This window comes from Mycobacterium persicum, from assembly GCF_002086675.1.
GTDB classification, from domain to species: domain Bacteria; phylum Actinomycetota; class Actinomycetes; order Mycobacteriales; family Mycobacteriaceae; genus Mycobacterium; species Mycobacterium persicum.
Genome location: NZ_MVIF01000064.1, coordinates 14,093 through 34,364 on the forward strand (window position 1 = coordinate 14,093; position 20,272 = coordinate 34,364).

21 protein-coding genes are annotated in these 20,272 nt (G+C 65.8%); 3 read left to right on the forward strand and 18 right to left on the reverse strand.

From position 1 onward, the window contains the following. Position 1: 1 nt before the first annotated feature. The 9 genes from BST40_RS18335 to BST40_RS18375 all read right to left on the reverse strand — a co-directional run bounded on the left by BST40_RS18335 (position 2) and on the right by BST40_RS18375 (position 7,693). Positions 2-1,204 (reverse strand): lipid-transfer protein, encoded by a 1,203-nt coding sequence (locus BST40_RS18335; RefSeq protein WP_082275595.1) that lies wholly within the window; start codon positions 1,202-1,204, stop codon positions 2-4. A 99-nt stretch (positions 1,205-1,303) separates the two neighbouring features. Further along, entirely contained in the window at positions 1,304-2,197 is an 894-nt protein-coding gene (gene truB / locus BST40_RS18340) for a tRNA pseudouridine(55) synthase TruB (protein ID WP_075548965.1), read from the reverse strand. Then, positions 2,194-2,877, reverse strand: a complete 684-nt coding sequence (pptT, locus tag BST40_RS18345) for a 4'-phosphopantetheinyl transferase PptT (protein WP_089025211.1) — start codon at positions 2,875-2,877, stop codon at positions 2,194-2,196. The genes truB and pptT overlap by 4 nt, the downstream gene beginning before the upstream one ends. Continuing rightward, a complete protein-coding gene (locus tag BST40_RS18350) occupies positions 2,874-3,842 on the reverse strand; it encodes a metallophosphoesterase family protein (RefSeq protein ID WP_075548967.1) in 969 nt (322 codons plus the stop codon). The genes pptT and BST40_RS18350 overlap by 4 nt, the downstream gene beginning before the upstream one ends. Positions 3,843-3,912: 70 nt before the next feature. Beyond that, positions 3,913-4,470 carry an LppA family lipoprotein gene (locus BST40_RS18355; protein WP_075548981.1) on the reverse strand — a complete coding sequence of 186 codons (558 nt, stop codon included), beginning with the start codon at positions 4,468-4,470 and terminating at the stop codon, positions 3,913-3,915. Between the two features lie 43 nt (positions 4,471-4,513). After that, positions 4,514-5,074: an LppA family lipoprotein gene (locus BST40_RS18360; RefSeq protein WP_075548982.1), complete on the reverse strand. Its 561-nt coding sequence runs from the start codon at positions 5,072-5,074 to the stop codon at positions 4,514-4,516. 43 nt (positions 5,075-5,117) lie between these two features. Then, positions 5,118-5,681 carry an LppA family lipoprotein gene (locus BST40_RS18365; RefSeq protein WP_023372438.1) on the reverse strand — a complete coding sequence of 188 codons (564 nt, stop codon included), beginning with the start codon at positions 5,679-5,681 and terminating at the stop codon, positions 5,118-5,120. Further along, entirely contained in the window at positions 5,681-7,369 is a 1,689-nt protein-coding gene (locus BST40_RS18370; protein WP_075548968.1) for an alpha/beta hydrolase family protein, read from the reverse strand. The genes BST40_RS18365 and BST40_RS18370 overlap by 1 nt, the downstream gene beginning before the upstream one ends. A gap of 3 nt (positions 7,370-7,372) precedes the next feature. After that, complete coding sequence (locus BST40_RS18375; protein ID WP_075548969.1) at positions 7,373-7,693, reverse strand: hypothetical protein; 321 nt, start codon at positions 7,691-7,693, stop codon at positions 7,373-7,375. A gap of 136 nt (positions 7,694-7,829) precedes the next feature. Between BST40_RS18375 and BST40_RS18380 the strand changes: the two genes are divergently transcribed. Together BST40_RS18380 and BST40_RS18385 are read left to right on the forward strand one after the other, a co-directional pair. After that, positions 7,830-8,411 carry a DUF3558 domain-containing protein gene (locus BST40_RS18380; protein WP_063466276.1) on the forward strand — a complete coding sequence of 194 codons (582 nt, stop codon included), beginning with the start codon at positions 7,830-7,832 and terminating at the stop codon, positions 8,409-8,411. A 10-nt stretch (positions 8,412-8,421) separates the two neighbouring features. Further along, positions 8,422-10,113, forward strand: a complete 1,692-nt coding sequence (locus BST40_RS18385; RefSeq protein ID WP_075548970.1) for a CocE/NonD family hydrolase — start codon at positions 8,422-8,424, stop codon at positions 10,111-10,113. Here the strand turns inward: BST40_RS18385 and BST40_RS18390 are convergent. The 4 genes from BST40_RS18390 to BST40_RS18405 form a co-directional block, all read right to left on the reverse strand. Beyond that, complete coding sequence (locus BST40_RS18390) at positions 10,072-10,617, reverse strand: DUF1802 family protein (RefSeq protein ID WP_075548971.1); 546 nt, start codon at positions 10,615-10,617, stop codon at positions 10,072-10,074. The genes BST40_RS18385 and BST40_RS18390 overlap by 42 nt on opposite strands. Next, positions 10,614-10,883 carry a DUF2277 family protein gene (locus BST40_RS18395; protein WP_075548972.1) on the reverse strand — a complete coding sequence of 90 codons (270 nt, stop codon included), beginning with the start codon at positions 10,881-10,883 and terminating at the stop codon, positions 10,614-10,616. Before BST40_RS18395 ends, BST40_RS18390 begins: the two co-directional genes overlap by 4 nt. A 29-nt stretch (positions 10,884-10,912) precedes the next feature. After that, positions 10,913-12,154: a PPE family protein gene (locus BST40_RS18400; RefSeq protein ID WP_082275596.1), complete on the reverse strand. Its 1,242-nt coding sequence runs from the start codon at positions 12,152-12,154 to the stop codon at positions 10,913-10,915. 127 nt (positions 12,155-12,281) lie between these two features. Then, the gene (locus BST40_RS18405; RefSeq protein WP_075548973.1) at positions 12,282-13,493 is read right to left on the reverse strand and encodes a PPE family protein; all 1,212 of its coding nucleotides are present in this window, start codon (positions 13,491-13,493) and stop codon (positions 12,282-12,284) included. Positions 13,494-13,762: 269 nt separating this feature from the next. On the opposite strand from BST40_RS18405, the gene BST40_RS18410 reads away from it, so the two are divergent. Further along, a complete protein-coding gene (locus BST40_RS18410) occupies positions 13,763-14,512 on the forward strand; it encodes an enoyl-CoA hydratase (RefSeq protein ID WP_075548974.1) in 750 nt (249 codons plus the stop codon). Positions 14,513-14,637: 125 nt separating this feature from the next. On the opposite strand, the gene BST40_RS18415 is transcribed toward BST40_RS18410, so the two are convergent. The 5 genes from BST40_RS18415 to BST40_RS18435 form a co-directional block, all read right to left on the reverse strand. Beyond that, positions 14,638-15,720: an ABC transporter ATP-binding protein gene (locus BST40_RS18415; RefSeq protein ID WP_075548975.1), complete on the reverse strand. Its 1,083-nt coding sequence runs from the start codon at positions 15,718-15,720 to the stop codon at positions 14,638-14,640. Beyond that, entirely contained in the window at positions 15,713-17,026 is a 1,314-nt protein-coding gene (locus tag BST40_RS18420) for an ABC transporter substrate-binding protein (protein WP_075548976.1), read from the reverse strand. Before BST40_RS18420 ends, BST40_RS18415 begins: the two co-directional genes overlap by 8 nt. 6 nt (positions 17,027-17,032) lie before the next feature. Continuing rightward, positions 17,033-17,818, reverse strand: coding sequence for a carbohydrate ABC transporter permease (locus BST40_RS18425; protein WP_075548985.1), 786 nt, complete (start codon positions 17,816-17,818; stop codon positions 17,033-17,035). A gap of 47 nt (positions 17,819-17,865) precedes the next feature. After that, a complete protein-coding gene (locus tag BST40_RS18430) occupies positions 17,866-18,777 on the reverse strand; it encodes a carbohydrate ABC transporter permease (protein WP_239988022.1) in 912 nt (303 codons plus the stop codon). Between the two features lie 66 nt (positions 18,778-18,843). Further along, entirely contained in the window at positions 18,844-20,172 is a 1,329-nt protein-coding gene (locus BST40_RS18435) for an MATE family efflux transporter (RefSeq protein ID WP_083155053.1), read from the reverse strand. Between the last annotated feature and the right edge of the window lie 100 nt (positions 20,173-20,272).

Here is a 20,272-nt window from a genome sequence, read left to right on the forward strand (position 1 = left end):
TTCAGCGCTCGGCGCGCTGGTACGCGGTGACGACGGCGGCGCCGCCCAGCCCGATGTTGTGTTGCAGCGCCGCGGTCACATTGACGACCTGCCGCTTGTCTGCGGTGCCGCGCAGCTGCCAGGTCAGTTCGGAGCACTGAGCTAATCCGGTCGCGCCCAGCGGATGGCCCTTGGAGATCAGGCCGCCGGACGGGTTGACCACCCAGCGTCCGCCATAGGTGGTGTCGCCGTTGTCGATCAGCTTGGGCGCCTCACCCGGGCCGCACAGGCCCAGCGCTTCGTACAGCAAGAGCTCGTTGGCCGAGAAGCAGTCGTGTAGCTCGATCACCTGGAAGTCCTCGGGCCCGAGTCCCGATTGCCGGTAAACGCGCTGCGCCGCTTGAACATTCATGTCGTAGCCGATGAGGTTCTTGGCGCTGCCGTCGAAGGTCGAGGCGAAGTCGGTCGTCATGGCCTGGCCGACGATCTCCACGGCCTGCCAGGCCAGTCCGCGGCTGTCGACGAACGACTCGGAGGCCAGGATGGCCGCCGCCGAACCATCGGAGGTCGGCGAGCACTGCAGCTTGGTCAGCGGGTCGGAGATCATCCGCGACGCCAGGATGTCGTCGAGGGTGTAGGACTCCTGGAACTGCGCATACGGGTTGTTCACCGAATGCTTGTGATTCTTGTAGCCGATCTTGGCGAAATGCTCCGCCGTGGTGCCGTACTGCCTCATGTGCTCGCGGCCGGCGGCGCCGAACATCCACGGCGCGACGGGCATCGCGAACTCGTCGATCGCGGCCAGCGCCTTGACATGCCTGGCCATCGGCGATTCGCGGTCTTGCGCGCCACCGCTGAGCGAGCCGGGTTGCATCTTTTCGAAGCCGAGCGCGATTGTGCAGTCGGCGATCCCGCCGCGGATGGCCTGGGCCGCCAAGAACAGCGCCGTCGAGCCGGTTGAGCAGTTGTTGTTGACGTTGACGATCGGGATGCCGGTCATGCCCAGCTCGTAGAGCGCTCGCTGCCCGGACGTCGAATCGCCGGCGACATAGCCGACGTAGCCTTGCTCGACGTCGTTGTAGTCGATGCCGGCATCGCGCAGGGCGTTCGTCCCCGATTCCCTGGCCATGTCGGGATAGTCCCAGCCTTCGCGGCGGCCGGGCTTTTCGAACTTGGTCATGCCGACGCCGATGACAAATACCTTGTTGGCCACCTTGGGAGACATGCACGCCCCTTCCCTCCGAGCAGCGGCCGATGGACTTACGCCACGGTCGTGACTCCCAGTGTGCAACCTAGCCGCAGATGGATAACCGCCCGGGTACCCCTACAACGTTGCCGGGCGGATCACCACCACCGACTTGGTCCGCGAGCCCGCGTCGCGCAGCAGCGCAATCACCCGCCCGTCGACGTCGGTGGCAGCGTATGTGCCGTCGATGCCGGCCGGCGCGAGGGGCCGGCCGTTGGCGGCGGCCTCGGCCTCCTCGGCGGTGAGCTCGCGGCGCGGATACATCAGTAGACACGCTTCGTCGAGACTCAGACTCAGCCGCGGACGCTGCGCCAACTCGTCGAGCGAGCACGCCTGCTCCAGGCCGAAGCGACCCACCCGGGTGCGCCGCAACGATGTCAGGTGGCCGCCCACCCGAAGTGCATCGCCGAGATCGCGGGCCAACGCGCGGATGTAGGTTCCCGACGAGCAGTCGACCTCCACGTCGAGGTCGACCACGCCGTCAACGGTGCGCCGCGCGGTCACGCTGAACCGGTCGATACGTACCGGGCGTGCCTCGAGCTCAACCGAATGGCCCTGTCGGGCGAGCTGGTAGGCACGACGGCCACCGATCTTGATCGCGCTGACCGTCGACGGCACCTGGGTGATGTCGCCGCGGAACTTGGAGATCGCGGCGGTGATCTGCTCATCCGTGCGGTGTGCAGCCGAAACAGATTGCAGCAGTTCGCCTTCGGCGTCGTCGGTGGACGTGGTCTGCCCCAGCCGGATGGTGGCGGCATACGACTTCGAGGTCGCGGCCAGCAGGCCGAGGATCTTGGTGGCGCGGTCGATCCCGATCACCAGCACGCCGGTGGCCATCGGGTCCAGCGTCCCCGCATGCCCGACCCTGCGGGTGGCGAAGATTCGGCGGCACCGCCCCACCACGTCGTGACTGGTCATCCCGGCCGGCTTGTCGACGATCACAAGTCCGGGGCCGGTCGGGCTTTGGCTCATAGCACGATGGCGGTCAGCACCAGGCCACGCTCGACCGACCATCGACCGCGCAGCCTCGTCAGGGGCGGACCCGATAGCGCCGACGGGTCGATCAGGATGCGGGACGTGAAGCGGCCGGTCAAGCCGGAGGGGTCGGCGTCGAAGGTGATGTGCGCGTCCTCGAAACCCAACCACCTCTCGGTCAGCGGGAACCACGCTTTGTACGTTGCCTCCTTGGCGCAGAACAGGATTCGGTCCCAGCGCAGCTCGTCGGGCATGCTGCGCGGTAGCTCGACGCGCTCGACCGGCAGGCTGATCGCGTCCAGCACGCCGTTGGGCAACACGTCATGCGGTTCGGCATCGATGCCCACCGAACGCACCGCGGAGCTGCGCCCCACCACCGCACCCCGATAGCCGGCGCAGTGGGTCAGACTGCCGACGACACCGTCGGGCCAGCAGGGTTGTCCCTTGTTGCCCTTGAGGATCGGTACCGGTGGCACGCCGAGTTCACGCAGCGCGACGCGGGCGCAGTGGCGGGCGGTGATGAACTCGTTGCGCCGCTTGTCCACCGACTTGGCAATCAACGGTTCCTCGTCTGGCAACGGACTCAGGCCTGGCGGGTCGGAGTACATCTCGGCATACGCCAGGTCCTCGATCACTCCGCCGGGCAACACCGACGACACCAGCATGCTCGTCGTCACCGCCGTAATTGCCGCTGCCGCAATCTTTCCCGGAACTGGGCGGCTTGGGCACGCATCTCGGGAGTGATGACAAAGTGACCGCCGAAGTCGTTGAGATAACCCGGCGCGTACTGCGGGTCGGGCAGGACTTGGCGCAGCCAGCTGTATGGCTTGCGACGGCGCCACTCCCGCGGGTAGCCCACCGACACCTCTTCGAAGCGCACCTCGTCGTGCCAGGTGGTGCGGGGAATGTGGAGATGGCCGTATACCGAGCACACGGCGTTGTAGCGGGTGTGCCAGTCGGCGGTCTTGGTGGTTCCGCACCACAGCGAGAATTCGGGGTAAAACAGCGCTTCGCAGGGCTCGCGCACCAGGGGAAAGTGGTTGACGAGCACGGTCGGTTGCATCCAGTCGAGCTGTTCCAGACGTGCGCGGGTGCTGGCGACCCGTTCGTGGCACCAGGCGGTCCGGGTGGAGTACGGCTCGGGTGAGAGCAGGAATTCGTCGGTGGCCACCACATTGCGTTGCTTCGCGATAGCCATGCCCTCGGCTTTGCTGGTCGCGCCCTGCGGCAGGAAGGAGTAGTCGTACAGCAGGAACATCGGGACGATGGTGGCCGGGCCGCCACGTTCGGTCCACACCGGGAACGGGTGCTCGGGGGTCACGACGCCCAGTTCGTCGCACATATTGACCAGGTAGTCATAGCGCGCTTTGCCGAAGATCTGCGCGGGGTCGCGGTTGGTGGTCCACAGCTCGTGGTTGCCGGGCACCCAGATCACCTTGGCGAATCGGCGCCGCAGCAGGTCCAGTGTCCAGCGGATCTCGTCGGTGCGTTCGGCGACATCGCCGGCGACGATCAGCCAGTCGTCCGGCGACGATGGGTGCAGCGACTCGGCGACGGGCTTGTTGCCCAGGTGACCGGTGTGCAGGTCAGAAACGGCCCACAGCGTCGGCTGTGCGCCGCCGGTCTGCTCGTGCCGTGTCACGGTTAACCACCCTAACGATTCGGCGTGGTGCAGACGAATTGTTCCTCGTCACACGCTTTGCTGCGGCACGCTACGGGGCGGGCGTGGGTTTGGGCGTGTCGGTCTGGCTGATGCGGCAGTCCGATTGCGCGGTGAGCGATGACGCAACCTGGGTGCCGAGCTTGAATATGCCGCCAGCTCCGGAAATGTATATGTCGTGGTCACCCGGCTTGTCTTTCATGACACCAAAGTTGGTCACGCCGAATTGTTTTGCCCCGTCCTTAACGATCTGAACGGCCTGCGGCCAGTTGTCGTCGGGGATTGGTCCACTAAACCCGACCATGAAATAGGCCGCTTTGGCCCTGGTCCACTCGTAGTCACCGCCGCAGCCAGTCCAGGTATCCATGTCCATCGACCAAGTCAACCCAGGCACCAGGGCCGTTATCGCGTTGGCCATCTGAGTCACCGCGGCCCGGTACTGATCCTTGGCGGCCTCTAGCGGCGGCTTAGCCCGCAGCGGGTTCTCCAATTCGGCCACCTTTTCGGGGCTCAACGGCCCCTCCTCACCACGACCGGTTCCATGACCGATGCGACCACAGCCCACGGCCACCACACAAACCACGGCCAGCCAAGCCACAAGCCATCGCATGTCGGGAACCTGCGTCACTAGTCTTTTGCCACGGTCCGAACCGCTATGGGCTCGGCGAGGGTTTCGGCGTATCGGTTTGGCTGATGCGGCAGTCCGACTGTGCGGTGAGCGATGAAGCGACCTGGGTGCCGAGCTTGAATTCGATACCACCGGCACCGGAAATGTACACGTCGTGGTCTCCCGGTTTATCCTTCATGACACCAAAGTTGGTTGCGCCGAACTGTTTTGCCCCGTCCTTAACGATCTGCACGGCCTGCGGCCACTTGTCGTCTGGGATTGGTCCGCTGAATCCGGCCATGAAATACGCCATCTTGGCGTCGGTCCATACATATTCGCCTCCACAGTGATTCCAGCTGTCCATATCCATCGACCAAGTCAACCCAGGCACCAGGGCCGTTATCGCATTGGCCATCTGAGTCACCGCGGCCCGGTACTGATCCTTGGCGGCCTCTAGCGGCGGCTTGGCCCGCAGCGGGTTCTCCAATTCGGCCACCTTCTCGGGGCTCAACGGCCCCTCCTCACCACGACCGGTTCCATGACCGATGCGACCACAGCCCAGCACCATCACACAAACCACGGCCAGCCAGGCCACAAGCCATCGCATGTTGGGAACCTGCGTCACTAGTCTTTTGCCACGGTCCGAACCGCTACGCGCTGGGCGAGGGTTTCGGCGTATCGGTTTGGCTGATGCGGCAGTCCGATTGCGCGGTGAGCACCGCCGCCTTCTGAGTGGATAGCTTGAACTCGACTCCGCCATGGCCCGCGATGTAGACATCGTGATCGCCAGGCTTGTTTTTCATCACCCCGAAGTTGGTGGCGCCGAATTGTTTACCACGGTCTTTGACGATCTGCACGGCCTGCGGCCACTTGTCGTCCGGGATTGGTCCACTGAAGACCACCATGAAATACGCGGCTTTTGCCCTGGTCCATTCATAATCGCCACCGCAGCCCGTCCAGGTATCCATGTCGGTCCTCCATGTCAACCCGGGCACCAATGCTGTGATTGCATTTGCCATTTCGGCCGCCACAGCCCGGTACTCGTCCTTCGCTGCTTCCAGCGCCGGCTTGGCGCGCAATGCGTTCTCAAGTTCGGCGACCTTCTCCGGGCTCAACGGCCCCTCCTCTCCACTACCGGTCCCATGACCGCTGCGACCGCAGCCCAGCACCATCACACAGACCACGGTCAGCAGCCACGCCATCGGCCACCGCATCAGTGCCCCCCTTCCGGTACCGGGCCCGGCGCGCCGGGCATGCCACCGCCCAGAACCGGCGGAAGCAACGGCGCCTCCACCTTGTTGCCGGGCAGCCCGGCTGCGATCGCCGCGAAGTTGTAGCCGGACATCCGCAGCTGCGGCTGGCCGGCGGCGTCTTGGAAGACGCGAGGATAGTCGCCATGGGCATATACCCCGTCACGCCAAATGCCGCTCCGATCGAAGCCTGCCTGTGACGAAAGTTCCGTCAGGCCGGGGGTCAGGTAGGGGTCCGGACCCCAGCCGTGCAGTGGTGCCACCGGGGCCACGAGATCTGTGATGAGGTCGTGCGGAGCCTGCATGACGTAGGCCTGCCCGTGGTCGAGCCCGAGCTGCGCCGGGCTGTACAGTTCCAGGCCGGGCGAGCCGTAGAACACCACATCGTTGACCGGGTGGGCGCCCTGGGCGTTGAGGTCCTGCAAGGCCAGCGACGCGGTTAGCGACCCGTAGGAGTGTCCCAACACCGTCAGGTGGCCATTGGGGTTGGTTGCTCGGACCTGCTGCAGATACTTTGATAAGTCCGCAGCGCCCGCTCGTGCCTGCTCGTCGGTCATGGTCTGCCACAGATCGCCCGCGCTCCCGGTGTCGAGCGGGTTAGGCGGCGGGGTGTAGCCCATCCAGGCGATGGCAGCAACTGACGCGGGCTTGCCGGCGGCATTGAGTTGCCGGATCTCTTCCGACCGCAGATTACGGGCTTCGCTGACCATGCCGGGCAAGGTACTTCGCAGCGTGGAGCCCACCCCGGGCACGGTCACCGACACGTTGGCCGCAGTATCCGGATTGCCGACGGCCACCGCCGCCAGCACCTGCTGGTGCGGGTCGTCGGGAATCTGCAGCTGGGCGAGGTAGGTCTCCGGCGCTCGACTCAGCGCCTGGTCGACGGCGTCAAGGTCGGCCAGCCGACCCTTGGCGGCACTGAGCTGACCATCAAGGGCGGCAAGCTGGCCCAACGCGTCGCTGTTCAGGATGCCGTTGTTGTAATCTCTGGCAGCCTGTGCCGCAAGGTCGTCGTATCGTCCCTGCAACTGTCCGATACGGGCTTGCAGCTTGGCGCGCTCCTTGCGCAGCCGCTCCTCGTTGGCGTCGCTGGCAAGCTGTGTCGGTGTCAGGCCTTCGGGACCGACCGGCGGACCGGACTCCGCCGGGATGGGCGCATCTCCGTCAGCCATGTTGACCGCTGAGGCCAATTGCTCGTCGACGGCGTTGGCCTCGGCAACGATCACATCGAGCTCGGCCTGCAGCTCCGCTTGCTTGGCCAGCATCCGCGCCCACTCGGCCTCGGTATACCGCAGTCCGGGGACCGGCACCACCTTGTTGGTGAGCGCGTCGACCGTCAGCTCGGCGGCCGCGGCGGCTTTGCGTAGTGCGGCCAGGTCCGATTGAACCTTCACAATACCGTCCGCGGCCCTGTCAGCCGCGCGGGCAACGGCCAACGCCTCGTAACCGTGGGCGTCGAGATCGCGGCGAAGCCCCTCGTTTTGGTGTGCCGCCGCCTCAGCGGTCTTGCCGCCGGAGCTCGCAAATATCGACAACGTCGCCAACTGACGGGACGCGTCCAACGTCACCTCGGCTCGGGACTTGGTGGCGTGAAACACCTCCCGGACCGCTTGCGCGTTCCACCGATCGATATCGGCCACCGTCAAGGACACCGATCACACCTGACGCGTCGTACCGACGGCTGAAGCGCCGACCCGCGCTAACGCATGTGCCCTTTCCTCCTCCGCCGCCGCGTGCCGGACAGCGGCCTCGTGCAGGCCGCGTGCGTGGTCACCGACCCGGGTCAGCAGCGCCCTGGACACCTCTAACCAGTCGCCCAGTTTGGCATCGAGCGCCGTCGCCGAGGCGCCTTGCCAGCCCACCTGCGCCGACTGAAGCCGATAGTCGGACGTCAAATGCGCTGTCGCCAACCCCTCACCCTGACCGGTCACGTGCACCGCCGAGGACATCCACTCCTCCGGGCTGAGCTGAAACATCCCAACCTCCTGATGCCATGTGGAGACCCCAGCATGCCAAGCGCCTCATGGGTGCACAACTCAGCGAACCTCTGTGACGGCCGCGGCGAGGACTTGTACACTCCCGGCAAAGGGACCGCCAAAGGCAGGGGGTGTGGTGTTCGCCAAGGTGCGTCTGGCCGGAGCGCTCGGTGCGCTGGTCACAGCTGCCGTAGCGGGGACCGTGGGCTGGCATGGCGCCTCGGCGTCGCCGGCCGACGGCAGTGTCGAGTTGCGGTCAACTGCAGAACCGATGTCGACCACCATGAAGAGCCCCATCGTGGCGACCACCGATCCGAGTCCGTTCGACCCGTGCAACGACATTCCCTTCGACGCAGTCCAGCGCCTCGGCCTCGCCTACACACCGCCGGAAGCCGAGGAGGGGTTGCGGTGCCACTACGACGCGGGCAACTATCAGCTGGCCGTCGAGCCCATCACCTGGCGCAGCTACGCCCAGACTCTGCCGGCGGACGCCATCGAGACCACCATCGCCGGCCACCGCGCCGCGCAGTATTGGGTGCTCAAGCCGACCTACCACAACAGCTTCTGGTACTCCTCGTGCATGGTGACGTTCAAAACGAGCTATGGGGTGATCCAGCAGTCGCTGTTCTACTCGACGGTCTACTCCGAGCCCGACGTCGACTGCCCGGCCACCAACCTGCAACGGGCCAACGATCTGGCTCCGTATTACAAGTTCTAGGTCGCGCACAGTGAGCACCACCTCGCCACGGTCCGAGCAGCGCGGCCCGAGCAGGCGAGGCGGCCGCGCCGTCCCGGGGGCGGTTGGCGCCCTGCTGGGTCTGCCGCGTGCGACCACGCGCTACACCGTGAGCCGGGTGCACGTCCCCATGCGCGACGGGATTCACCTGGTCGCCGACCACTACGCGCCCACGACGTCCGAACCCGTCGGCACGCTGCTGGTCCGCGGCCCCTACGGGCGGGGACTTCCGTTTTCTTTGGTGTTCGCCGGGCTCTATGCCGCGCGCGGCTATCACGTGGTGTTGCAAAGCGTGCGCGGAACTTTCGGGTCGGCCGGCGAATTCGAACCGATGGCCAACGAAGCGGCCGACGGCGCCGACACCGTCGAGTGGCTGCGGCGCCAACCGTGGTTCACCGGCCGGTTCGGCACCGTCGGCCTGTCCTACCTGGGCTTCACCCAGTGGGCGCTGCTGCACGATCCGCCGCCGGAGCTGGCCGCGGCCGTCATCACCGTAGGGCCGCACGATTTCCGGGCCTCGGTGTGGAGCACCGGATCATTTGCCGTCAACGACTTCTTGGGCTGGAGTTATCTGGTTTCGCGTCAAGAAGAATCGGGGCCGCTGCGAGGCGCGATCCGCCAGCTGCTGGCGCCGCGCAAGGTGAAACGTGCCATCGCCGGGTTGCCGATGAATTCGGCGGCCCGGACACTGCTGGGCGAGGGCGCGCCCTGGTTCGAATCCTGGGTAGAAAACGCCGACCACGATCACCCCTTCTGGGAATCACGGCGTTACCCCGCCGCGTTGGACCGTGTTGAGGTTCCGGTCCTGCTGCTGACCGGGTGGCAGGACATCTTCCTGGACCAGACGCTGCACCAGTATCGGCAGCTACGCAACCGAGGCGTCGAGGTGGCGCTGACCATCGGTCCGTGGACCCATACCCAGACGATGAGCAAGGGGCTGGCCACCTGCGCTCGGGAGTCGTTGGACTGGCTGGACGCCCACCTGGGCAACGCGCCCGCCCCGCGCCGCGCGGCTGCGGTCCGGATCTTCGTGAACCGCCACGGCTGGCGCTCCCTGCCCCAGTGGCCGCCGGCCACCACCGAACAGGCGCTGTACCTGCAGCCGAACGGCCGCCTCGACAAGACGGCGCCGCCGGCCGGCGCGCCACCGGCGACTTTCCGCTTCGATCCCACCGACCCGACACCCATCACCGGCGGTCCGCTGCTGTCGAAGGGCGGCTACCGCAACGACAGCCGGCTCGCGCGCCGCGACGACGTGCTGTGCTTCACCGGTAACCCTCTCGCCGACGATCTATACGTCTACGGAAACCCCGCCGTCGAATTGACGCACTCCTCGGACAACCCCAACGTCGACGTGTTCGTCCGGGTCAGCGAGGTCGACGCCAACGGCCGATCCCGCAATGTCAGCGACGGCTACCGTCGGCTCGGGGACGCGCCGGAGACGGTCCGCATCGAACTCGACGCCGTCGCCCACCGGTTCAAAGCCAGCTCCCGTATCCGCGTCCTGGTCGCCGGCAGTTGGTTTCCCCGCTACGCACCCAATCTCGGCACCGGCGAACCGGCGCTGTCCGGCCGGCAGACGAAGCCCGCCACCCATTCGGTGCATTTCAGCAATTCCCGGCTGGTACTACCCGTCGGCCCGTCAGCCGACCGCATCGCGGACCCGGGCGGCCACCTCCGCTAGCACATCACCGTCATGCACCGGCGTCGCCAGACTCGCCGCAATCGGCAGCTGAACCCAGCTGGTGCAACCGCCGTACTCGGGGATGCGGGTGACCTGCACCGGCTCAATAAGCGGCATCGCAGACACCACCAGGACGGCCAGCTTGTGCTTGGGCCGGAAGTCGAGCCGGTCCGCGCGGATCGACGCGGCGGTCCAGATATGCAGATCCTGAATGTCGTCCAGCCCCTCAGGCCGGTTAACCTGCAGTGCTGCAACGACTTTCGCCGCAGCCCGGACCACCAGTCGCTCATCGGTGCTGTCGGCGGCCGCGGCCGGCAACAAGTCGCGATGCTCGGGACGAACCCGCTGCGCGTGGCTGTGCGCGACCGTCGGGAACAACAAGAACTCTCCGGCCGCCACCTCGAACCGCTTCTCCCCGATACCGCCCTTGCGCAACAGCACGGTTTGACGGCCGTCGAGCAGCGCGTGCACGGCCGCACTCCATTCCTTCAGCGCGGGCGTCACTGGGATCTCGCCACGCGGGCCAACACTTCGGGCCGGCGCAGCGGCGGCAGACTCTTGGGTGGCTGACGCCGCGCCGGCAACGCGGCCAGCAGCCGCGTCGTCGTCGCCGTCACTTCAGCAACCGCGGCTTCGAACGCTTCGGCATTGGCTGGCGACGGACGGGTGATACCGCTGACCTTGCGCACATATTGGCGCGCGGCGGCCGCGATCTCCGCAGACGTGGCCGGGGGTTCCAGGCCGCGCAATTCGGTGATGTTTCGGCACATGTCTCAACGATAGGGCGCGGTATCCCCCGCTACCCGGCAGACGGGGAGCGCTGCATCACCCGATACCGGAATCCGTATCGCTGATCAGCCGCGGCGGCGTGCTTGCCGGCTGCTGTCATCGGCATGCCCTGCAGGTAGGCGTTCGCCTTCGCGTTCGCCAGGGAGCCGATGATGTCGAACTCCTGATCCAAGGGGACGGTGTGAAACGCCCGAACGCTGGCGTCCCAACTGCTCGGTGTCGACAAGGGCCCGATCGACCCGGCCTTGCCCAGCACCGCCGACACCGGCCTGGCCAGACGATCGAGGCGTTCCCAATACTGTTCGGGCACCGCTGCCGCCCCGCCCGCCCCGGCGCCCGGCGGCGCCCCTAGGCGAAGTTTGGGACCCCAACTGTCAAGAACCGAAGACCCTGAGTCGCCGGCGCCGCCGGGGGTCCCCGGTATCGTTTGCTGTGCGATCGAGGCAATGAACTGTGCTATCCCCATCCCGAAATAGCTCAAGCCGGCCAGCCGCACCAGCGCCGTCCGTTCCGCGGGAGTGATGTCGGGCAGCAGCGCCTCGAGCCATTGTGCGAATGCCGCATATCCCGGGAACAATGTGTTCGACGACAGTCGCGCCAGTGCGTGCCATATCGCCGGACTGGAGGCGAGCCCCCCAAACTTTGCCGATAGTGCCGTCCCCGCAGATGTCGCGGCGACTTCGGCCACCGCTGCTGTTTGCTGAAGCGGTCCGCTCAGTCCGGTAGTCGTCGGCGGAGGGTTAAACGGAGTCAGCGCGGTGGCGGTTGTCGACGAACCGGCATAGCCGTACATCGCGGCTGCGTCTTGGGCCCACATCTCGGCGTATTCAGCTTCGGTGGCCGCGATCGCCGGCGTGTTCTGCCCGAAGAAGTTCGTCGCGACGAGCGTCAGCAGCAAAACGCGGTTGGCGGCAACCGTCGGCGGGGGCACCGTCATGGCGAAGGCAGTCTCGTAGGCAGCGGCGGCCACCCTGGCCTGGCTCGCGGTGTGTTCGGCCTGGATTGCGGTGGCGCTCAGCCATGCCACATACGGGGCGGCAGCGGCGATCATCGAAGCCGCCGCCGGACCAATCCATGCCGTGCCGGTCAGTTCGGAGATCACCGACGAGTAACCCGACGCCATCGCGCCCAACTCACCTGCCAGCGCATCCCAAGCCGCGGCTGCTGCCAGCATGGATCCCGCACCTGGACCCGCATACATCCGCGCGGAATTGATCTCCGGAGGCAGCGCCCCGTAATCGCCGAACATCATCGGCGTCTCCGTGACTGCGGATCGACACCCGCGGGCAAGACCCGCAGCCGCAGAATTGCCACAGCACAGGCGTTGACCCGCGGGCCAGGTTTTCGGCCGCTCGGTGCCTTATCGGTAGTCATCAGTGTTATCCGGCAAACGGCGGACGCGCCATGACGGTGGGCCGAACACCGTATCGCGGACCGGAACCAGCCGCGCCGTGCCCCGCCGGACCGGTGAGCGGCATGCCACCCAACAGGTTTCCGGCACCGGCGCCGTCGGGTGCGAATTTGAACGTTTCGACCGGCATACGCGCCGGGATGGACTCGACGTCCGGCAGGGCCTGCGCCCACGAGGGTGGAACCGACAACCGGCCGCCGATCGACCCGGCATGGCCCAAACCGGCCGATACCTGCCCGCCGCCGCCCACCAGGCTTCCCAAACCCGCTAAGCCGCCCTGCGCCGCGCCGCCGGCGGCGGCCGCGGCCTGGGTGGCGCCGCCGAGCAACCCCAAAGTCTTGCTCGACTGAACAAAGTTGTTCGCCATACCGATGCTGAAATAGGGCAAGCCCTCGGTGTTGTAGAGGAAGCTGGCGTATGGCTGCAAGTCGGTCAGCAACGCCGCGATCGACGTGGGAAATGTGGACGTTCCGAACAGGATCTGCCACAGCCACGCCAGCGGTGAACTCGACACCGCCGAAGCAACCGGCGTAGCGAGCCCTTGCAACATCGTGGGAATCCCCGAAATGAGACGGGCAAGGGCTGACTGGCTGGCGCCGGCCGAGGTGGCAGCGGCCTGAGTGACCGCAGCGGTTTGGCCGGATGCGCCGGCCGGGTTGACGATGTGCGGCGGCTGCTTGAACGGAGTCAGGGTGGTGGCGGACCCTGTGGCGGCGGCGTACTCGTACATGGCGGTGGCGTCCTGGGCCCACATCTGCCCGTACTGGGCTTCCAAGGCCGCTATCGCCGAGGTGTTCTGACCGTAGACGTTCGACTGCATCAACTCGGTCAACTGCAGACGGTTGGCCAGGATCGCTGGCGGTGGCACCATCGCGGCAAAAGCGTTCTCGTAGGCGGCCGCCGAGGCTCTCGCCTGCATGGCCGTCTGCTCGGCGTGCGCGGCGGTGGTCCGCATCCAGACAACATAGGGAGCGACGGCGGCGGCCATCGCCGTCGATGCCGGGCCCAACCACCCTTCCCCGGCCAGCTGGTTGACCAGCGTTTCATAACCGGCTGCCGCGGAATCCAATTCGGCTGCCAGCGCGCTCCATGCCGATGCCGCGGCAGTCATCGACGCCGACCCCGGGCCGGTATACATTCGCGCAGAGTTGACTTCCGGTGGTAAACCGCCATAATCCATTCGCGTCGTCTCCTTAGCGAGGACGTGGCGGCATCGGTGTTGGTGCTTGATCCACCGCCCATCCCACACAGTGAGCAAAGTCACACTGTTGCGTACACAACAGTTGTTACTTGCACTTGTTAATCTGTTGAAGCGAAGCGTAGCTTTCCCCGGACCGAACGTCCAAGCCGGTTGACAATTGTTCATCGGACGTACATTGCCCAGCCATTCCCGGCCATTTACGGGTGCAGCGGTACAGCCCGACGCCCGCAACTGGCTACGGTTGCCCTATGACCGACGACATCCTGCTGATCCACACCGACGAGCGGATCCGCACCTTGACCCTTAACCGCCCCCAGTCCCGCAATGCGCTGTCGGCGGCGCTGCGGGACCGCTTCTTCGGGGCGCTGTCCGAAGCCGACGCCGACGACGACGTCGACGTCATCATCCTCACCGGCGCCGATCCGGTGTTCTGCGCGGGACTGGACCTCAAAGAGCTCGGCGGCCATTCGGCATTGCCGGACATCTCACCGCGCTGGCCGGCCATGACCAAGCCGGTGATCGGGGCCATCAACGGCGCGGCGGTGACCGGCGGACTCGAACTGGCGCTCTACTGCGACATCCTGATCGCCTCGGAGCACGCCCGCTTCGCCGACACTCATGCCCGGGTGGGCCTGCTGCCGACCTGGGGGCTCAGCGTGCGGCTACCACAGAAGGTGGGCGTGGGTATGGCCCGCCGGATGAGCCTTACCGGCGACTACCTTTCCGCCGCCGACGCGCTGCGGGCCGGCCTGGTTACCGAGGTCGTGCCGCACGACGAACTGCTGCCCACCGCCCGCCGCGTCGCGGCGTCCATCGTCGGCAACAACCAGAACGCGGTGCGCGCCCTGCTGGCGTCCTACCACCGCATCGACGACGCCCACACCAGCGCCGGACTGTGGCTGGAGGCCATGGCCGCCAGGCAATTTCGCACCAGCGGCGACGACATCGCCGCAAACCGGGAGGCCGTGCTGCAACGCGGACGCTCCCAGGTGCGCTAGGACCCGACTCGGCTTGTGTCGGGGTTCTGCTGGGATTGCGTTCATCGAGACTGAAACCACCGCGACCGCCACCGGCGTGTCGTCTGCATGGTTGCAGTGTCGCGGCTACCAGCGGCAGTCGATCCTCAGCGGATACGAGTCCCGGTCCGGCTGTCGAAGAAGCACACCTCCTGCGGGCGCGGCAGGATCCCCAGCGTGTCGTCTACCCCGACCGCGGTGTGGCGGTCGGTGCGGACCACGACCCGCGGCGCACGTGACGCCCAGCCCTCCTGCTCGAGAGGGCTTGCATACACAAAGGATTCGAACCCCAACTCCTCCACCAACTCGGCCCGAACACTCAACGATCCCGCGGTCCCGGCCGGCACAACATCCCAGGACTCCGGCCGGATGCCGACCAGCACCCGCCCGACCGCCCCGCGTGGAACCGGAATCGCCAGCCCGGGCGACGTCAGCGCACCATTGCTCACGGTGGCCTCGATGAGGTTCATCGCCGGGGCCCCGATGAACGTTGCCACAAAGGTGTTGACCGGGTCGTCGTACAGCGTGCGAGGACCGTCGACCTGTTGCAGCACACCGTCTTTGAGCACGGCAACCCGATCACCCATGGTCATCGCCTCCACCTGGTCGTGGGTGACGTAGACGGTGGTGGTGCCCAGCTGACGCTGCAGCCCGGAGATCTGCGACCTGGTGCTCACCCGCAGCTTGGCATCCAGATTCGACAGCGGTTCGTCCATGCAGAACACCCGCGGCCGCCGCACGATCGCCCGTCCCATCGCCACCCGCTGACGCTGCCCACCGGAGAGCTTCGACGGCTTACGATCAAGCAGCTCAGTCAATTCCAGCATGTCAGCGACCTCGAGCACGCGCTGCCGAGTGGCTGCGCGCGACATCCCGCCGTTTCGCAGGGCAAACCCCATGTTGGCGGCCACGGTCATGTTCGGGTACAGGGCATAGTTCTGAAAAACCATCGCTACGTCGCGTTCCCGTGGCGGCAGATGCGTCACGTCCACACCACCGATAGTGATCTGGCCACTTTCGACCGATTCCAGCCCGGCCAGTAGCCGAAGGACTGTGGACTTGCCGCAACCGGAGGGGCCGACGAGGACCAGAAATTCGCCGTCGGCAATATCGAGGTCCAGGTTGACGACGGCTGGCACGTCGGCGCCGGGATACCGATGGGTCACTGCGGAATACCGGATGTCAGCCATGACCGGGTAGCTTTCGCTTGATTTGCCGGTCGAGGATGATTTTCAGTTGCTGGTTGATGTCGGCGAAGGTTGACGTGACGTCGGCTCCTTTCAGCCCAATGGATTCCAGTCCGGTCGAGATGATGCGGTTTCCGCCGGGCAGGAAAACGCGTGCGTAATCTTGCGGGCGGGTGTGCGGAAGCTGGTCCAGCGCCACTCGGGCGCGGGGGTTCGCCGCCAGGTATTGCCGCTCGCTCGGGTCGTCGACGGCGGACTTTCGCACGGGCAGATAACCAGTGCGCTGACTGAAATACGCGGTGTTGGCCGCATTGGTGATGAATGCGATGAACTTGAGCGCGTTCACTTTTCGTTCGTGGGATAGCTTGGTGGGAATCGCCAGCCCGGCCCCGCCGGTCGGGCAGCCGGGCGCTCCACCCGGGCCGGTGGGCAGTGGCGACACGCCGAAATTGAAGCGGGCAGCTGCGGTGATGCCGACTAAGGCGCCGGTCGATGCCAGCGCCGAGGCCACGATGCCGGTGGCGAACTCATTGTTGATATCGTTGGCGATCGCCGCATACCCCTTGCGATGGATAGAATCCCGATAAAAGTTGCCGGCCGCGATGGTGGCCGGGTCGGTGAACTTCAGCGTCCACTCGTCAGAGTAGGCGCCGCCGAATGTCCAGTTCGGCCCCTGGAACGTCCAGGAGATGAGCGTGTCGTTGGCCCAGCCGTGTGCCCAGTTGCCGGCGGTGACGGCACGCTGCAGGTCGGGACCCCACTCGTCGAATTCTTGCCAGGTTTGCGGCCCACGGTCCGGCAGGCCGACGCGGTTCCATACCGCCTTGTTGTAGTAGAACAGCGGTGTCGAGCGGGCATACGGCAAGGCATAGTGTCGGCCGTTGAACTCGTAGTCGGCCAGCAGTGAGTCGACGTAGTCGATTGTGTCCACCCCGACTTCGTCGAACAGGTCTTCAAGCGGGGTGATGACACCGCTGAGGGCGAAATGGAACCACCAGATGTCGTCCAACAACACGACATCGGGGACATCGGTTCCGATCAGCGCCGCGTTGAACTTCTGCACGACTTCCTCGTAGTCCTTGCCGGCGTCGATCAGCTTGACCGGCAAGTCCGGAAAGCGGCGCTGAAATCGATTGATCAACTCCTTCTCCACCGCGGTGGATGTGCCGGGATGACAGGACCAGAAGGTGATTGGACCGGAGCCCGACTTCACCCCGCCGCTGCCGCCCATCCCCGCACACCCGGCTGTCGCTCCCGCGGCGGCGGCACTTGCCAGCGCGAGGAACCGTCGGCGGCTTACCGGATCCATGGCACCCTAACCCTTGACCGCACCTGACGTCAGACCCTTGATCATTTGGCGTTGCAGGACAATGAAAATCAGCAAGATCGGCAACATCGCCAGCAGCGTCACCGCCATCACCGGACCCCAGTTGGTGATGCCCTCGGCCTGTTGGAGGAAGGTCAGCCCCACCGGCAGGGGCGCCACCGATTCGTCGTCAGACATCAGGAACGGCCACAAGTACTCATTCCATTCATTGACCACAGTAATGATGCCGAAGGCCACCATGGTGGGCCCCGACATCGGCAACACCACCCGCACAAGAAGTTGCCACCAGCGCGCGCCATCCATTCTGGCCGCTTCGATGATCTCGGGAGGCAGCGACAGAAAGTGGTTGCGCATCAGGAATGTTCCGAAAGCGACACCGGCCAGCGGCAAGATGATGCCGGGAAAAGTGTTGCGCAGACCCAGTTGTGAGATCAGCGCATAGTTGGAGATCACGGTGATCTGGTTGGGCACCATCAGCGCGGCGATGATCACCAGGAACACCACATTCTTGCCCGGAAACCGCACGAACACCAAGCCGAACGCGCTGAGCACGCCGAGCATGAACTTCACCCCCGCCAGCACCGATGTGATGACCACCGAGTTGCGTAGGAAGGTCCAGAACGGAATCTGCTCAGTAGCGGTTCGGTAGTTCTGCGGATGCCAGCACGGTGGCCACCAGGTCGTGGGCTGCGAATAGATGTCGGGCTGGTCCTTGAACGAGGTGAAGAACACGAACACCAACGGCCCGGCGATCACTACCACGACCAGCGACATCGCGGCATAACCGAGCAAGCGCGCGGCGGCGCGACGGCCTGGTGATGTCACTGCCGCTGCCCCCGATCCATGACTCGCACCTGGTAATAGGTGATGGCCAGCAGCACCAGGAACATGATGGTGGCGACGGTTGCGCCGTAGCCGGCCCGGAAGTTGCGGAACGTCTCCAGATACACCTGGTAGACCATCGTCGTGGTACCGGTGCCCTGCGGGCCGCCACGGGTCATGACGTTGATCACGTCGAACACCTGCAACGAGTTGATCAGCACGGTGATCGACAAAAAGAAGGTGGTGGGGCGCAGCTGGGGCAACAGCACCCGGCGAAACGTGGTCCACCGGCTGGCGCCATCGATTTCGGCCGCTTCCAACAGATCTCGGCGCACCCCTTGCAGCGCCGCCAGATAGATGACGAAGGTGTATCCGAGGTTCTTCCAGACATAGGTGACGGTCACCATGAACATCGCCCAGTGCGCATCCTGGTAGAAGTTGGGCACTTCTGCTCCGATGCGCGCCAGCAAGTCCTGTACCAGACCAAAGTGCGGATCGAAGACGAACTGGGCCGCCAGGCCGACGGCCGCCCCGGAGATCACGAAGGGCGCGAATACCATCGAGCGCACCAGATTCCGGCCACGCAACCGTTGATCGAGCAGCATGGCCAGCACCAGCCCCAGCGCCATCGAGCCCACCACCGCGGCGGTGGTGAACACTGCCGTGTTGAGCACGATCTGGCGGGTGTCGTCGCGGGCGAACCACTCGGCGTAGTTGGAGAACCCGACATAGTCGGCTTTGGGGTCGGAGACATTCCAGTCGAAGAACGACAACCTGATGTTGTCGGCCAGTGGGCGGTAGATGAAGAGCAGCAGCAGCCCGACGTTCGGGCCCACCAGGACGAGGAACAGCGCGTAATCCCGCCACGGCCGGTGGCGCGATCGACGCGCGTCCGGGAGACGGGGGGTCACCGGCGCAGTGTATCGGCCGGTTGAATACACGGACCCAACGACAGCCATCACGGCAATTCCGGCGCGTCAGACCGTCCCCGTCAATGCCCACCGGCCACTGATCGTCCGCCATCCGACGAAGAGCAGCCGCAGCGCGACGAACGTGGCCAGGCCCGACCAGATACCCGCCAGCCCCCAGCCATACACCAACGACAACCAGGTCAGCGGCAGAAAACCGATCAGTGCGCTGACGACGGTGGCGGTGCGCATGAAGGCAGCATCACCCGCCCCCAGCAACACCCCGTCAAGAGCGAAAACAATTCCGGCGAAGGGTAATTGGGCTACCAGGAACGACCACGGCACCGCGATCGCGGCAAGCACCGATCGGTCATGGGTAAACAGCGAGGGCAGCAGCGGGGCCCCTAAGCCTAACGCGGCGGCGAGCACGCCCGCCGCCAGCAGCGACAACACCGTCACCCGCCAGGCCACCGACTTCGCATGCGCCACGTCACCGGCACCCAGGGCCGCGCCGACCAGCGCCTGCGCCGCGATGGCCAGCGAATCGAGAACCAGGGCAAGGAAACCCCACAATTGCAGCACCACCTGGTGTGCCGCGAGCGCGGCGGCGCCGAACCTCGCGGCCACCGCCGCAGCCGAGACGAAACACACCTGAAAAGCCAGACCCCGCACGATCAGGTCACGAGCCATCACCAGTTGTGCGCGCAACACCGGCCAATCGACCCGCAGCGGAACCCGCTCGGCCAGCAACGCACCCCCGAACAACAGCGCCGCCAGCCACTGACCAACCAGATTGGCCACCGCGGAACCGGACAACCCCAGCCGCGGCATACCCAGCCAGCCGTAGACCAGCAGCGGGCACAGCAATGCCGATACCCCGAAACCGGCGACCACATAGCGCAGCGGCCGCATGGTGTCCTGCACCCCACGCATCCAGCCGTTTCCGGCGAGCGAAACCAGAATCGCCGGTACCCCCAGAATCGCGATCCGCAGCCACGGCAGCGCCGCTCCCGAAATGCCCGTGCCGCCGGGCCCGGCGATCACCGACACCAGCGGCACCGCCGCGGCTTCGACCACGACGACCGTCAACCCGCCGAGACCCACCGCCAACCAGGTCGCCTGCACGCCCTCGGTGACGGCCGCCGCCCGATCGGCAGCCCCGAAGTGGCGCGCCGAGCGCGCGGTCGTCCCGTAAGACAGAAACGTCGCCTGCGAACCGACCATGCCGAGCACCAGGCTGCCGATCGCCAGACCCGCGAGCGACAACGCCCCGAGCCGACCCACCACGGCGGTATCGAAGAGCAGGTACAAGGGCTCGGCGGCCAGCACACCCAGCGCCGGTAGGGCAAGCGCCGCGATTCGCCGGGCGAGAGCGGGTGACCGTCCGGCGTCACTCAACAATTGTTAGCCCGTGTTAGCCCCAATACCGTTCAGTTAAGACGGTGGATGGTGATGTTTGGTGAATGCTCGGGTTGGAGCCAGTGGGCGTAGTCGGCGC